At 67.9% G+C, this 13434-nt stretch carries 12 protein-coding genes; 5 read left to right on the forward strand and 7 right to left on the reverse strand.

The genetic code is table 11. From position 1 onward, the window contains the following. Positions 1-14: 14 nt before the first annotated feature. From ACGFSB_RS27790 to ACGFSB_RS27810, 5 genes are all read right to left on the reverse strand, one after another. A complete protein-coding gene (locus tag ACGFSB_RS27790; protein ID WP_393404893.1) occupies positions 15-1790 on the reverse strand; it encodes a DUF4153 domain-containing protein in 1776 nt (591 codons plus the stop codon). A gap of 126 nt (positions 1791-1916) precedes the next feature. Next, entirely contained in the window at positions 1917-2825 is a 909-nt protein-coding gene (locus ACGFSB_RS27795) for an ADP-ribosylglycohydrolase family protein (protein WP_393404716.1), read from the reverse strand. Positions 2826-2837: 12 nt separating this feature from the next. Beyond that, positions 2838-3497, reverse strand: a complete 660-nt coding sequence (locus ACGFSB_RS27800; RefSeq protein WP_393404718.1) for a histidine phosphatase family protein — start codon at positions 3495-3497, stop codon at positions 2838-2840. A 134-nt stretch (positions 3498-3631) separates the two neighbouring features. Beyond that, positions 3632-4237, reverse strand: coding sequence for a YdbC family protein (locus tag ACGFSB_RS27805; RefSeq protein WP_393404720.1), 606 nt, complete (start codon positions 4235-4237; stop codon positions 3632-3634). 33 nt (positions 4238-4270) lie between these two features. Further along, positions 4271-5095: an arylamine N-acetyltransferase gene (locus ACGFSB_RS27810; protein ID WP_393404723.1), complete on the reverse strand. Its 825-nt coding sequence runs from the start codon at positions 5093-5095 to the stop codon at positions 4271-4273. A gap of 148 nt (positions 5096-5243) precedes the next feature. Here ACGFSB_RS27810 and ACGFSB_RS27815 point away from each other — a divergent pair, with 148 nt between their 5' ends. The 4 genes from ACGFSB_RS27815 to ACGFSB_RS27830 all read left to right on the forward strand — a co-directional run bounded on the left by ACGFSB_RS27815 (position 5244) and on the right by ACGFSB_RS27830 (position 8418). After that, positions 5244-5771: a TerD family protein gene (locus tag ACGFSB_RS27815; RefSeq protein WP_393404725.1), complete on the forward strand. Its 528-nt coding sequence runs from the start codon at positions 5244-5246 to the stop codon at positions 5769-5771. Positions 5772-5849: 78 nt separating this feature from the next. Beyond that, complete coding sequence (locus ACGFSB_RS27820; RefSeq protein WP_393404895.1) at positions 5850-6809, forward strand: ATP-binding cassette domain-containing protein; 960 nt, start codon at positions 5850-5852, stop codon at positions 6807-6809. Beyond that, entirely contained in the window at positions 6806-7612 is an 807-nt protein-coding gene (locus ACGFSB_RS27825) for an ABC transporter permease (protein ID WP_393404728.1), read from the forward strand. The genes ACGFSB_RS27820 and ACGFSB_RS27825 overlap by 4 nt, the downstream gene beginning before the upstream one ends. 23 nt (positions 7613-7635) lie before the next feature. Beyond that, complete coding sequence (locus ACGFSB_RS27830) at positions 7636-8418, forward strand: MerR family transcriptional regulator (RefSeq protein ID WP_393404731.1); 783 nt, start codon at positions 7636-7638, stop codon at positions 8416-8418. 124 nt (positions 8419-8542) lie between these two features. Here the strand turns inward: ACGFSB_RS27830 and ACGFSB_RS27835 are convergent, their stop codons facing one another. Next, positions 8543-11434 carry a vitamin B12-dependent ribonucleotide reductase gene (locus ACGFSB_RS27835; RefSeq protein ID WP_393404734.1) on the reverse strand — a complete coding sequence of 964 codons (2892 nt, stop codon included), beginning with the start codon at positions 11432-11434 and terminating at the stop codon, positions 8543-8545. A gap of 133 nt (positions 11435-11567) precedes the next feature. Next, positions 11568-12122 (reverse strand): transcriptional regulator NrdR, encoded by a 555-nt coding sequence (gene nrdR, locus ACGFSB_RS27840; protein ID WP_393404737.1) that lies wholly within the window; start codon positions 12120-12122, stop codon positions 11568-11570. 495 nt (positions 12123-12617) lie between these two features. Between nrdR and lexA the strand changes: the two genes are divergently transcribed. After that, positions 12618-13403, forward strand: coding sequence for a transcriptional repressor LexA (gene lexA, locus ACGFSB_RS27845; protein ID WP_393404739.1), 786 nt, complete (start codon positions 12618-12620; stop codon positions 13401-13403). Positions 13404-13434: the final 31 nt, after the last annotated feature.

The raw sequence follows: 13434 nt of genomic DNA on the forward strand, positions 1-13434 counted from the left end.
CAAGGGGAGGGACCTCAGCGGTACGCGCTCTCCTGGCCGGACTCGCGGCAGGACTGCGAGTCCGCCATCGGTGGCCGCTCCTTGATGATCTCCCGGGCCCTCGACTCCCCCAGGCTTGTGGCGTACCAAGGGCCCTGCTCGGCTCCAAGTCCGTTCGCGATGCCCTCAAGCGCGCAGGAACGGAGCGGCTCCGGCAGACCGTCGAAGGCCGGTGCGGCATCGGCGGAAAGCCCGCGCGCGTACTCCAGGTCGAACTTTCCGGTGTCCTCGTAGCGCTGGACATTGCGCTCGGCGATGAGTCCATCGGGCGAGAGGAGCCCGAAGGCCAGCACTCCGGCCGCGGCCCCCGCGGCAACCGCGCGCGGCAGCCAGCGGGCGCCCCAGACTCCGGCCGCCATGATCAATACGACGACCAGGCCGAGCCAGAGCTCCACGGACACGACCGAGACCCGCAGCCTGGTCAGGCCGTACGCCTCGACGTACATGTCCATGCGCCGCACCGCCGAGGCCACGACGACGAGCGTGAGGGCGCAGAGCGTACCGAGCACCGCCCGCACCAGATTTCGGTCGCGGGCTCCGTCACGCGGTGCCCAGCGCTGGGCGAGGACGATGACGACCAGGGTCAGCAGCGTGGCCACAAGAAGCTGCCAGAACCCCTGGCGCGCATACGCGGAGTACGAGAGGTCGGTCTTCTCCAGGACTGCGTCGTACCCGCCGAAGAGCACGGCAAGCTGCACCACGTTGAACGCCGCGAACAGCAGGTTGAGCACGATCAAGGGCAGCGCCCATTCGACGCGTCCGCGTGCCCGGCCAGGTTCCACGACGAGCCGGTCCCAGCGCACCGGCGCGGCGGCGGTGTGCGCCACCGCGAGCGCTCCGACGACACCGGCCGCGAAGAGCAGCAGTCGCCACGGCCCCTCGGAGACGGACGCATCGGGCATCAGATCGCCCAGCAGACCCGCAAAGGCGGCATCGGCTCCGGCGAACAGTGCGCCGAAGACCAGCAGCAGCACAACCGTCACGCTGACCGCCCTCAGTACGGGCGCACTCCGGGTGCCGCTCGCGCGCCCCCGCACCCCGCGCCAGCCCCAGCCAAGGCCGGAGAGCACCGCGTCGAAGAGGCCGAGCGGGCCGAGCAGCACCCCGGGCCAGGTACGGCAGCCGTGCAGGGCGAGCGAGCCGAGCGCGATGGCGGAGACGATGGCCAGGAACGAAGGCAAGCCCGCATCCCGGAGCGCGGGTACGGAAAGCAGCGCGAGGCCCCCGATCGCCCAGGCCAGCGTCCAGGGGCGCGGCCTGCGACCGGCCTGCTCGGCGGCGAAGTAAGCGGCGAGCGCGGTCGGCACGGCGACGATCAGCAGATTGAGGGCAAGCCCGTCGCCGAGTAGCAGCATGGCGAGCAGGCCGGTGGCGAGTGCCGCACAGAGCGTTCCCGTGCGGACAGCGGAGGGCGGCCCGGCCCGCAGATCGGCGAGCAACGGCTCACGCGGGCTCGCGCCCGCCGGGTACTCCCAGTCGGCACGGGGCCGTGGGGGCCGTGAGCCGCCTTCTGCGGCGCGCTGCGCGGGCACGGCATCCTCGACGTCCTCAGGTTCCTCCGCTTCGCCGAGCGGGCCGTACGCGCCTGCGGCGTCGGATGGCACGTCGGATGGCACTTCCCTACCTGATGGCTCAGGCGTGGACGGTGTACTCGACGGTGACGGTGTATCGGACACGGGACCCCCTCCCGGCCGGTCCGCACACGCAGCAGACGGCACGCACGCGTGGCGGGGCCGCCGGGGGACCGGCATCTCGTTGAGAGCACGCAAGTCAAGATCAACTCACGGCCCGCGGCAAGCGTAGCCGCGCGGCCGGCAGCTGCCCCCGAGCCGGCCATGCTGTGGCATGACCGTGACAGTCACGTCGGCGCCCCGAAGTCAGGCCGTCCCGACCGGCATCCAGTCAGGCAGCGCCTCGGTCCGCTCCAGCCATTCAGCGGACGGAGCCCCGCCCTCACCGGAAGCCACGACACCGCCCACGATGGCGCAGGTCGTGTCCATGTCGCCGCCTACCTGGGCGGTGGCCCAGATGGCCCGCTCATAGTCGCCGAGGCCGCGAGCGGCCGACCAGAGCGCGAACGGCACCGTGTCATGAGCGGTCGTACGGCGACCGCACCCGAGGACCGCGGCGACCGTGCCCGCGTCCCCGTAGTCGAGCATGTCCCGAGCCCGGCGGAGCCCCGCCCCCACGGCGCTGCGTGGCACCAGGTCGATGACACCGTCGAGCAGTGCCTTCGGGGCCGGCGGCCCGGAGGGATCGGCCGTCAGGGCAGCGGCGGCGGCCACCGCCATGGCTCCCACGACCGCCTCACGGTGCTGATGCGTGGGGTACGCCGAGATCTCCGCCTGGTGCGTCGCCTGCTCCGGATCATGCGCATACCAGGCGCCGAGCGGTGCGATCCGCATGGCCGCCCCGTTCCCCCAGGAGCCAAGGCCCTTGAACAGCGCCGAGGCCAGCTCCCGCCAGTCCCCGCCCTCCCTGACCTGCCTGAGCAGCCGGTTCACGGCGGGGCCGTAGCCGCGGTCGAAGTCGTGGTGCTCGGCGAAGGACAGGGCGAGCGCGTCCTGGTCGATCCGGTCGTGTCCGACCAGGATCGCAAGCACGGAGCAGGCCATCTCGGTGTCGTCGGTCCACTGCCAGGGGCCTGAGGGCACTTCCCGGCGCTTCAGCAGCGGGTAGTTCGCGGGCACGAAGAACTGAGAGCCCAGTGCGTCCCCCACCGCCAGTCCACGCAGGCTGGCCAGAGCGCGGGCCAGGCGCCGGTCGGGAGAGGAGTCAGCGGTCATCGCCCTGCCACTCTATCCGGTGACCCCGTAGGGCTCAGGTTCGCGCCAACGTTCGAATGGCCTGTCGAGTACGTACTTGCCGTCGTCGCCGAGCACCAGCGTCCGCATCTCGCCGTTCCCCGGGTTGGACAACGACTCGAAATCCGCCACCGACCAGTGGAACCAGCGCATACAGAACAGGCGCATGGTCAGGCCATGGGTGACAAGAAGGACGTTCGGCGGATGATCCGGAGCCTCGAAGCTCCGGTACAGGCTCTCCAGGAACGCACCCACCCTGTCGTACACATCAGCCCCCGACTCGCCCTGTGCGAAGCGGTAGAAGAAGTGGCCGTACGCGTCGCGGTACGCCTTCTGCAGCCTGACGTCGTCCCTGTCCTGCCAGTTCCCCCAGTCCTGCTCCCGCAGCCGGGGCTCCTCGCGCACCCGCACAAGATCGGGGTCGAGCCGCAGCGCGCGGAAGGTCTCATGGGTGCGGCGATACGGCGAGACATACACGCTCACTCGCTCCCGGCCGACCGCGTCCCGCAGCTGCTCGCCCGTCTCGTCCGCCTGCCGCCACCCCTTCTCGGTGAGCGCCAGCGCGTGGTCGGGCTCGCGTTCGTACACGGTGTCGTCGGCGTTTCCGGCCGACTCGCCGTGCCGGACCAGGAAGATGCGCCGCGGACGTGCCATACGGAAACCCTAGATCGGCCCACCCCGGGCGGCTCAACCGGTCGGCCGTACGGGCTCCATCCGGCGTAGGCGACGACGGCAAAGGAGAGGGTCGGTCTTGGCCTGGGCCTTGGCCCCCTCGACCGCGCGCGACGTCACACCGTCCACGACGGCTCCAGCTCGACGATGTCACCGGCGAGCGCCGCGACATCGGCGTCCGTCTGGGCGCGCAGCGAAAGGCGTTCCACCCGTTCACTGCGGTACTTGCCGTGCTCGGCGGCCGACTTCCACATCGAGAGGATGAGGAACTCGTGTCCGGGCGCCTCTCCGAAGAGCCCGCGCAGCATCCCGGGAGAGCCCGCCATCGCCGGATTCCAGACCTTCTCCTGCATCAGCGCGAAGTGCTCCACCCGCGCCTCACGGACCCGGCAGTGCGCCACCCGGACCACATCGGCGTCCGTGAAGCGCGGCTCGAACCCCGTCTTCACATCGAAACGATGATCGAAGAGCTTGACCTGGATGTCCTTGAAGGTGCCCGACTGTGTGGCGGCGAGCCGGTCATGGGAGCGTGCCATGAAGGAGTCGTAGAAGGCCCGGCTCTCCCAGAAGGCGAAGACGTGAGCCACGCCCGGCCGCCCCCTGCTCCACCCCCCGCCCTGTCCCCGGAACCCCGGCTCCCCCAGAAGCCCCGCCCACTTTCGCTGTCCCCGCTCGAACCCCCGTCGGTCCACCACGGTGCAGCGAATCCACTTGACCAGCACCGCGCCATCGTACGGCGCTGAGCGTGGCCGAGGTCACGCTCCGGCGTAGTGCTTTCGGATCAACTCGGCGTAATCGTCGGCGTTCAGTTCAATACCGAACTCCCGAGCGAGAACGTCCCCCAACTCATCCGCGGATACGTCCCGTTCGCCCGATGTGCCGTCCGGTCGCGTCACCGTCAAGTGCTCGCCGACCAACATACGACGCGCGTCCGGGGCGGCCCTCTGGAGCACCGGTCGGCGGATGAACGACGACTTGGGGTGGGTCGATGTGTAGTGGTTCATCACTACGTAGTCGACAGGAAGACGTTCTTCCCATGTGTACTCGTAGAGATCGAACCAGCCGTCCGCGTGCTCGGTCCGCAGCACCCGCGCTCCGTTCGCTGCCTGGACGATCCCGAATCGCCACGCTCCTTGTCGTACGTCGACCTCGTCGTCCCCCATGAGGATCGGTTCGAGCAGCCCTTCGGCGCCGAAGCCGACATCACAGTGCCACTGCTGCCCGTCCGCCTCGACCTTGAGGAGCATGTGCGTCACCGCGCGACGCGACGATGCTCCCGCCCGGACCCGGGCGCCAAGTCCCGTGACGGGGAAGCCGATACGCTCCAGAGCCGCCGCGAACAGCAGGTTCTGCTCGTAGCAGTAGCCGCCTCTGCGCTGCCGCACCAGCTTGTCCTGCAGCGCCGCCAGATCCAGCGGGACAGGGCGGCCGACCATCATCTCCAGGTTCTCGAAGGGGATCGCGGCCACATGCGCTCTGTGGAGCGCACGGAGTGTGTCGAAATCAGGCTTCGCCTCGCCTTCGTAGCCGACCTTGGCCAAGTAGGCCGCGATGTCCAGTTCTTCCCCGTTCCATGTCATGGGGACAATGATTCACACGACCGCCTCCGTCCGCCAACAGCGGTGCCGACCAGGAAACTTCGGTGATGTCAGTGATACGTCGTAGCGTGTCTCTTGGACGCACTCCGGGCAGCAGCATCAGCCCGGACCACAAGGAGGGGGAAGTCTGGTGAGCAGTGTCAGCAAGGGGATCGAGAAGGTCGAGGTGGGGCTCAAATGGGACCCGAGCCCTGTGGGGGCCACGCCGCACGACCTCGACATCATCGCCGCGACCTACTCCGCGGACGCTCCGTACGGCACCCCCGTGTATCTGGTGCACTTCGACAGCCGCGCCCCTGACGGGACGATCACCCTCAACCGGGACAGCCAGACAGGTCAGGGCTTCGGCTTCGATGAGGTCATGACCCTGGAGCTCGACCGACTCGCCGACACGTACGCGCGCGTGGTGATCGGTGTGGCCATACAGCCTCACGAGGATCCGAAGGTGTTCGGCGACGTGGCGAACACCTCCGTACGCATCCGCGAGGGGTACGCGGACCTCGCACTGAACGACCTCTCAGCGGTCTCCGGGTACACGGCTGCCACGGTCGCCGAGTTCACCCGGGACGAGTCGGGGGCGTGGTCGTTCCGCGAGATCGTCCGCGGGTTCGACGCCGACCCGACGTCCTTCGCAGCGCTGATGGGCAGCGAGACGTGAGAACGCAGTGAAGGGTCTAGGGGCCCTCGAGGGTTGACCCTGACGCAGGGGCAACCTCTCAGCATGGTTCGCATGACCATGACTACGAGAGCCAATGCGATCGAGGTCGCGGAACTGCGCAAGTCGTACGGCGACCATGAGGTGATCGCCGGAGTCGACCTGACCGTCCCCGCAGGCACCGTCTACGCCCTGCTCGGACCCAATGGGGCCGGCAAGACCACCATGGTCCGGATCCTGTCCACCTTGCTTCCCGCGGGCGCCGGTGAGGTTCGGGTCGCCGGGTACGACGTACGCCGCGAGGCCGACCTGGTGCGCGCGTCGATCGGAGTGACCGGACAGTTCTCCGCCGTGGACGAGTTGCTGACCGGGCGGGAGAATCTGCGGCTGATGGCCGACCTCGGCCACCTGGGCCGGCTCCGCGCGGAGACCATGGTCGGGCGACTCCTTGAGCGCTTCTCCCTGGTCGATGCCGCCGACCGGCGTGCGGTGACGTACTCCGGCGGCATGAAGCGGCGCCTTGACCTGGCAATGACGCTGGTGGCAAGGCCGCGGCTGATCTTTCTCGACGAGCCGACCACCGGCCTCGACCCGCGCGGCCGGCGTGATCTGTGGGGGATCGTTCGGGAGTTGGTGGCCGACGGGATCACCGTGTTCCTCACCACCCAGTACCTCGAGGAGGCCGATCAGCTCGCCGACCGGATCGGTGTGCTCGACAGGGGCCGCCTTGTCGCCGAGGGCACCGCGGCCGAGCTGAAGCGTCTTGTCCCCGGCGGCCACATCGAACTCCAGGTCGCCGACAGCGAGCGGGTCGCCGAGCTTGCGTGCCAGTTGCCCGGAGCGAGCCCGAACCCCGAGGCACTCACTCTGACCCTGCCGCACGACGGCAGCCTCACCGCGCTGCGACGACTGCTTGACGGGATCCACGACGACGGCGGGGTCACCGGGCTCGCCGTGCACACCCCGGACCTCGATGACGTGTTCCTGGCCCTCACCGGCCGTCCCACCACCAAGGGTCTTCCTAAGGAAGTGCCGGTATGAGCGCCGGTACGGGCACCGCGAAGTGCGCCGCCCGCGACTCGGCGACCATGCTGCGCCGCAACGTGAAGCACATGGCTCGGTACCCGTCGATGACGCTGATACTGATCTGCCAACCGCTGCTGTTCCTGCTGCTGTTCGTCTACGTCTTCGGCGGCAGCATCAGTGCCGGTCTGCCGGGAGGCCCGGCGGGAAGCCGGAGCCACTACCTGACGTACATCACTCCCGGAATCCTGATGATGGCGGTGGCCAGTGTGTCCATCGCCACCGCCGTCTCGGTCTCCACCGACATGACAAGCGGGATCATCGACCGTTTCCGGACCATGCCCATCGCCAAGGTCTCGGTGCTCACCGGCCACGTGCTCGGCGCGATGATCCAGACCGCGCTCACGCTCGCGGTGGTCTTCGGAGTGGCGTTCCTGCTCGGTCTGGAGACCGCCGCCTCGGTGATGCAGTGGTGGGGCCTTGTCGGTCTGCTCACGCTGCTCTCCTTGGCGATGACCTGGTTCACCGTGGGTCTTGGTCTTGCGAGCCCGAACCCGGAGAGCGCGAGCAACTGGCCCATGATCTTCGTGATGCTGCCGTTCGTGGGCAGCGGATTCGTGCCGGTCGATTCGATGCCCACCGGACTGAGGTGGTTCGCCGAGAACCAGCCGTTCACGCCGGTCATGGACGCCTTCCGTGGTCTGCTGGCCGGTACGCCGCGTGGTTCGGACACGCTCTGGGCCATCGGCTGGTGTGCGGTGATCGGAGGCTTCGGCTACCTCTGGTCGCGACGCCTCTACCGGACCCGAGCAGCGAACTAACCGCGAACTAGGAGACTGGTCCGATGCTGACCATCGGCGAGCTGGCGTCGTACGCCGGAGTGACGGTGCGCGCGGTGCGGCATTACCACGCCAAGGGGCTGCTGCCGGAGCCGGAGCGGGATCACTCCGGCTATCGCAGGTACGACGCAGGCGCCGTGGTCGAGCTGATCAAGATCCGGACCCTCGCCGAGGCCGGGGTCCCGCTGGCGCGCGTACGGGAGTTGCTCCAGGCCGACGAGGAGGAGTTCGCCGCGGCGGTCGCGGACATCGACAAGCGCCTGCGTGCGGAGATCGGTGAGCGGCAACGCCACCGCGAGCGGGTCGCCCGTCTCGCCTCCGGGGACAACCTGGCGCTGCCCCCGGAGGTGGTCGAGTTTCTTGACCGGCTGCGGGCGCTCGGGGTGGACGAGCGGATCGTCCAGGTCGAACGTGACGGCTGGATCCCGCTGGTCGCGCACTCACCCGAGCGAGTCGCGGAGTGGGTGGCGCGCAAGCGGGAGCAGATCGCCGACCCGCAGCTCATCGACTTCTATCTCACCCTGAGCCAGGCTCTCGACCGGACCGACGACGACCCACGCCTTGTCGAGCTTGCCGACAAGCTGGCCGCGTACATCACGCGGATGGCCGACGAGCAGGGCGAGGACTACGTAGACGATGCCGACATCGAGCCACCGTTCGTCAAGCTGATGGACGCACTGGCTTTCGACACCGCGCCACCGGCCCGTCGACTGATCGAGCTGCTGAAGAAGCGAGGCTGGACCGGCTGGACCAAGCTCAAGCGCGTGGAGCCACCCCGTCGGCGGTGACTACGGGCGGGATCCGAAACGCCGGAGAGGGTGCCGACCGATGGTCGACACCCTCTCTCACGTGCGGCTCAGCACCCTCAGCAGCAGGTTCTCAAGGCTGCATCAGACGCCATTGCGCTCGTTCTCAGCTGCAGCCACTGGTCGAGCCGCAGCCCTCGCAGATGTAGCAGGATCCCGCACGCTGCATCTTCGTACCGCAGGAGAAGCACAGCGGCGCGTCGGCCTGGATGCCCAGCTGCATCTCGACCAGCTCGGCGCTGGTGTGAGCTTGCTGCGGAGCGGCCTTCTCGGCCTCGACCTTCGGCACAGCGACCGACTTCAGAGGCTCGGCCTGCCGGGGGGCGGACTGGGCCAGGCCCTCGACGTCCGGGTCGTCCAGTGACGCCTCGTACGAACCGGTGTCCAGGTGACGCTGACGCTCCTCGGCCGAGTGGATACCGAGCGCGGAGCGAGTCTCGAAGGGCAGGAAGTCCAGCGCCAGGCGACGGAAGATGTAGTCGACGATCGACTGCGCCATCCGCACGTCCGGGTCGTCCGTCATGCCGGCCGGCTCGAAGCGCATGTTCGTGAACTTCGAGACGTACGTCTCCAGCGGGACGCCGTACTGCAGGCCTACGGAGACGGCGATCGAGAAGGCGTCCATCATGCCCGCGAGGGTCGAACCCTGCTTGGACATCTTCAGGAAGACCTCGCCGAGACCGTCGTCCGGGTAGGAGTTGGCGGTCATGTAGCCCTCGGCGCCACCCACGGTGAACGAGGTGGTGATCCCCGGACGGCCCTTGGGAAGACGCTTTCGGACCGGGCGGTACTCGACCACCTTCTCGACCGCGGCACGGATCGTGTCCTCGGCCTTCGCGGTGACCTCGACCTTGTCGTCGCCCTTCTTCTTGGCGGAGAGGGGCTGGCCGACCTTGCAATTGTCGCGGTAGATGGCGAGCGCCTTGACGCCCATCTTCCACGCCTCGTAGTAGACCTCTTCGACGTCCTCGACGGTGGCGGTCTCCGGGAGGTTGACCGTCTTGGAGAGCGCGCCGGAGATCCACGGCTGGATGGCCGCCATCATCCGGACGTGACCCATCGCGGAGATGGAACGCTCGCCCATCGCGCAGTCGAAGACCTCGTAGTGCTCGGGCTTCAGACCCGGAGCGTCGATCACGTTGCCGTTCTCGGCGATGTGGGCGACGACCGCCTCGATTTGCTCCTCCTGGTAGCCCAGGCGACGCAGCGCCTGCGGCACGGTGCCGTTGACGATCTGCATCGAGCCGCCGCCGACGAGCTTCTTGAACTTGACCAGGGCGAGGTCGGGCTCGAGGCCGGTGGTGTCGCAGGACATCGCGAGACCGATGGTGCCGGTCGGGGCGATGACCGACGCCTGAGAGTTACGGAAACCGTTCTTCTCACCGAGGCGGAGCACGTCCTGCCAGGCCTCCGTGGCGGCGGCCCAGATCGGCGTGTCCAGGTCGTCCACACGGGGCGCCGTGGCGTTGGCGTCGGAGTGCTGCTTCATGACGCGCTTGTGCGGCGTCGCGTTCTTGGCATAGCCGTCGTAGGGACCGACGACCGCGGCGAGCTCGGCGGAGCGCTTGTACGACGTACCCGTCATCAGCGAGGTGATGGCGCCGGCCAGGGAGCGGCCGCCGTCGGAGTCGTACGCATGGCCGGTGGCCATCAGCAGGGCGCCGAGGTTGGCGTAGCCGATGCCCAACTGACGGAAGGCGCGGGTGTTCTCGCCGATCTTCTGCGTCGGGAAGTCCGCGAAGCAGATCGAGATGTCCATCGCGGTGATGACCAGCTCGACGACCTTGGAGAACCGTTCGGCGTCGAAGGACTGCTTGCCCAGGCCATCGTCCTTGAGGAACTTCATCAGGTTCAGCGAGGCGAGGTTGCAGGACGTGTTGTCCAGGTGCATGTACTCGCTGCACGGGTTCGAGCCGTTGATCCGGCCGGACTCCGGGCAGGTGTGCCAGGCGTTGATTGTGTCGTCGTACTGGATGCCGGGGTCGGCGCAGGCCCAGGCGGCCTCGGCCATCTTGCGGAAGAGCGACTTGGCGTCGACCTCCTCGATGACGTCGCCCGTCATGCGGGACGTCAGGCCGAACTTGCCGCCTTCCTCGACCGCCTTCATGAACGTGTCGTTCACGCGGACCGAGTTGTTGGCGTTCTGGTACTGGACGGACGTGATGTCGTCGCCGCCCAGGTCCATGTCGAAGCCCGCGTCACGCAGGGCGCGGATCTTCTCCTCTTCCTTCACCTTGGTCTCGATGAAGCCCTCGATGTCGGGGTGGTCGACGTCGAGGATGACCATCTTGGCCGCGCGGCGCGTGGCGCCACCCGACTTGATCGTTCCTGCGGACGCGTCGGCACCTCGCATGAAGGAGACCGGCCCCGAGGCGTTGCCTCCGGAGGACAGCAGTTCCTTCGAGGAACGGATGCGGGAGAGGTTCAGGCCGGCGCCCGAGCCGCCCTTGAAGATCATCCCCTCTTCCTTGTACCAGTCGAGGATCGAGTCCATGGAGTCGTCGACGGCCAGGATGAAGCAGGCGGAGACCTGCTGCGGCTGGGGCGTACCGACGTTGAACCAGACCGGCGAGTTGAAGCTGAAGATCTGGTGCAGGAGGGCGTACGCCAGCTCGTGCTCGAAGATCTCGGCATCGGCGGGCGAGGAGAAGTAGCTGTAGTCCTCGCCGGCCTTGCGGTAAGTCTTCACGATGCGGTCGATCAGCTGCTTGAGGCCGGTCTCGCGCTGCGGGGTGCCAACGGCCCCGCGGAAGTACTTACTGGTGACGATGTTGACCGCGTTCACCGACCAGAAGTCGGGGAACTCGACGCCACGCTGCTCGAAGTTGACCGAGCCGTCGCGCCAGTTGGTCATGACGACGTCTCGGCGCTCCCAGGCCACCTCGTCGTACGGATGCACGCCGGGCGTCGTATGGATGCGCTCGATACGCAGACCCTTGCTGGCCTTGGATCCCTTGGCTCGGGAACCTCGTGCCGGGCCGCTCGTCGTCTCGGTCATGCCGCCTCCCTGTAACAGGCTAAAACGTCCTGAAGTGCCACGTTCTTCCCGTGACACGGTGTTGTCTGGTGCCGCGGAGCCCGCGAAGGTCATCCGCAACAGGTCTGTGTGCCGCCGTCGGCCGTCCAGCCGGTCAGTCGGCGGCAGTGGCGGGCACCGGGACTTCGACAGTCCCTCCGGGCCCGCAGTCCTTCGCGCCGCGCTCGCCGCCGGCGCCCAGCGGCTCATCGTCGAGCCGCTTTTCCCGCTGGTCCCTCAGCTCCCCGATGGCAGCCTCGAAGTCCTCAAGTGAATCGAACGCCCGATACACAGACGCGAAGCGCAGGTAGGCCACTAGGTCCAGCTCCTGCAGCGGACCGAGTATGGCCAGACCCACGTCATGCGTGGTCAGTTCGGCACTTCCGGTGGCACGCACCGCCTCTTCGACCCGCTGGCCGAGCTGGGCGAGGGCGTCCTCGGTCACCGGCCGCCCCTGGCACGCCTTGCGTACGCCGTTGATCACCTTCGTACGACTGAAGGGCTCGGTCACGCCGCTGCGCTTGACCACCATCAGTGAACACGTCTCCACCGTCGTGAAACGACGGGAGCAGTCGGGGCACTGACGGCGCCTGCGGATCGACGTGCCGTCGTCCGTGGTGCGACTGTCGACTACGCGACTGTCGGGGTGCCTGCAGAAGGGGCAGTGCATGGAACTCCCAACCCTCCTTCATGGCACGACTCATAGGCCTCAACAGGCCCTTGAGGCCCTCGAAGCAGCCCCAAGCATAGGCGATGCCCGAGGCTCAGGAAGACCGGGGACCACTACTTCTGGGCTGCGGATGCAATCCAACCACTAGATCTAGGGTTTGACTGAAAATTCGACACCATCGCGTGTCGCGCACCCACGGCCCGCAGCGGACGTTACGAGCCCGCCGGACGCGCCGCACGAGAAGGGGGCCGGTGCCGGGTCGACGGGGCACCGAGTGGCACTATGGGAGCCCTGCTGAGGGGGTCGCGACCCCGGCGGTGAAGCGTACCGTAATGAACCGAAATGCCTTTCGGCCCCAGAGTGAGCCATACACCCAGACGCGTGATCACAACAGGCAATCTGCGATTTTTCACTCGAACGTGTGTTTGGCGCAACCTTTCGAAAGCAACTACCGTTGGCTAACTAGGGAGAACATCTCGAGAGGGGCCGACCGACGTGACCACCACCGCCGCAGACAGTGCCATCATCACTGCCCAGGACCGCCAGAGCCGACTCGAGCCGGTGCATGCCATGAATGACGCAGCCACGAACCAGGAGGGCCCCAAGCCCACACGCTCCCTGCCGGGCCGACCTCCTGGAATCCGCGCCGACAGCTCGGGGCTCACCGACCGGCAGCGCCGTGTCATCGAGGTCATCAGGGACTCGGTGCAGCGGCGGGGTTACCCGCCGTCGATGCGGGAGATCGGACAGGCGGTGGGGCTCTCCAGCACGTCATCGGTCGCACACCAGCTGATGGCCCTGGAGCGCAAGGGCTTCCTGCGCCGCGACCCGCACCGCCCGCGTGCGTACGAGGTGCGGGGCTCGGACCAGCCGAGCAGCCAGCCCACGGACACGGCAGGCAAGCCCGCCGCTTCGTACGTCCCGCTGGTCGGCCGCATCGCCGCAGGTGGCCCGATCCTCGCCGAGGAGTCGGTGGAGGATGTCTTCCCCCTCCCTCGGCAGCTCGTCGGCGACGGCGAACTGTTCGTCCTCAAGGTCGTCGGCGACTCGATGATCGAGGCCGCGATCTGTGACGGCGACTGGGTAACGGTCCGCCGTCAGCCGGTCGCGGAGAACGGGGACATCGTCGCCGCCATGCTCGACGGCGAAGCGACGGTCAAGCGGTTCAAGCGCGAGGACGGACACGTGTGGCTGCTGCCTCACAACTCCGCGTACCAGCCCATCCCCGGTGACGAGGCGACGATCCTCGGCAAGGTGGTGGCGGTGCTGCGCCGGGTGTGAGTCTGCGCCCCTGACCGGGCCCCGGAACCAA

This window comes from Streptomyces sp. NPDC048441 (genome assembly GCF_043200235.1).
GTDB lineage: Bacteria > Actinomycetota > Actinomycetes > Streptomycetales > Streptomycetaceae > Streptomyces.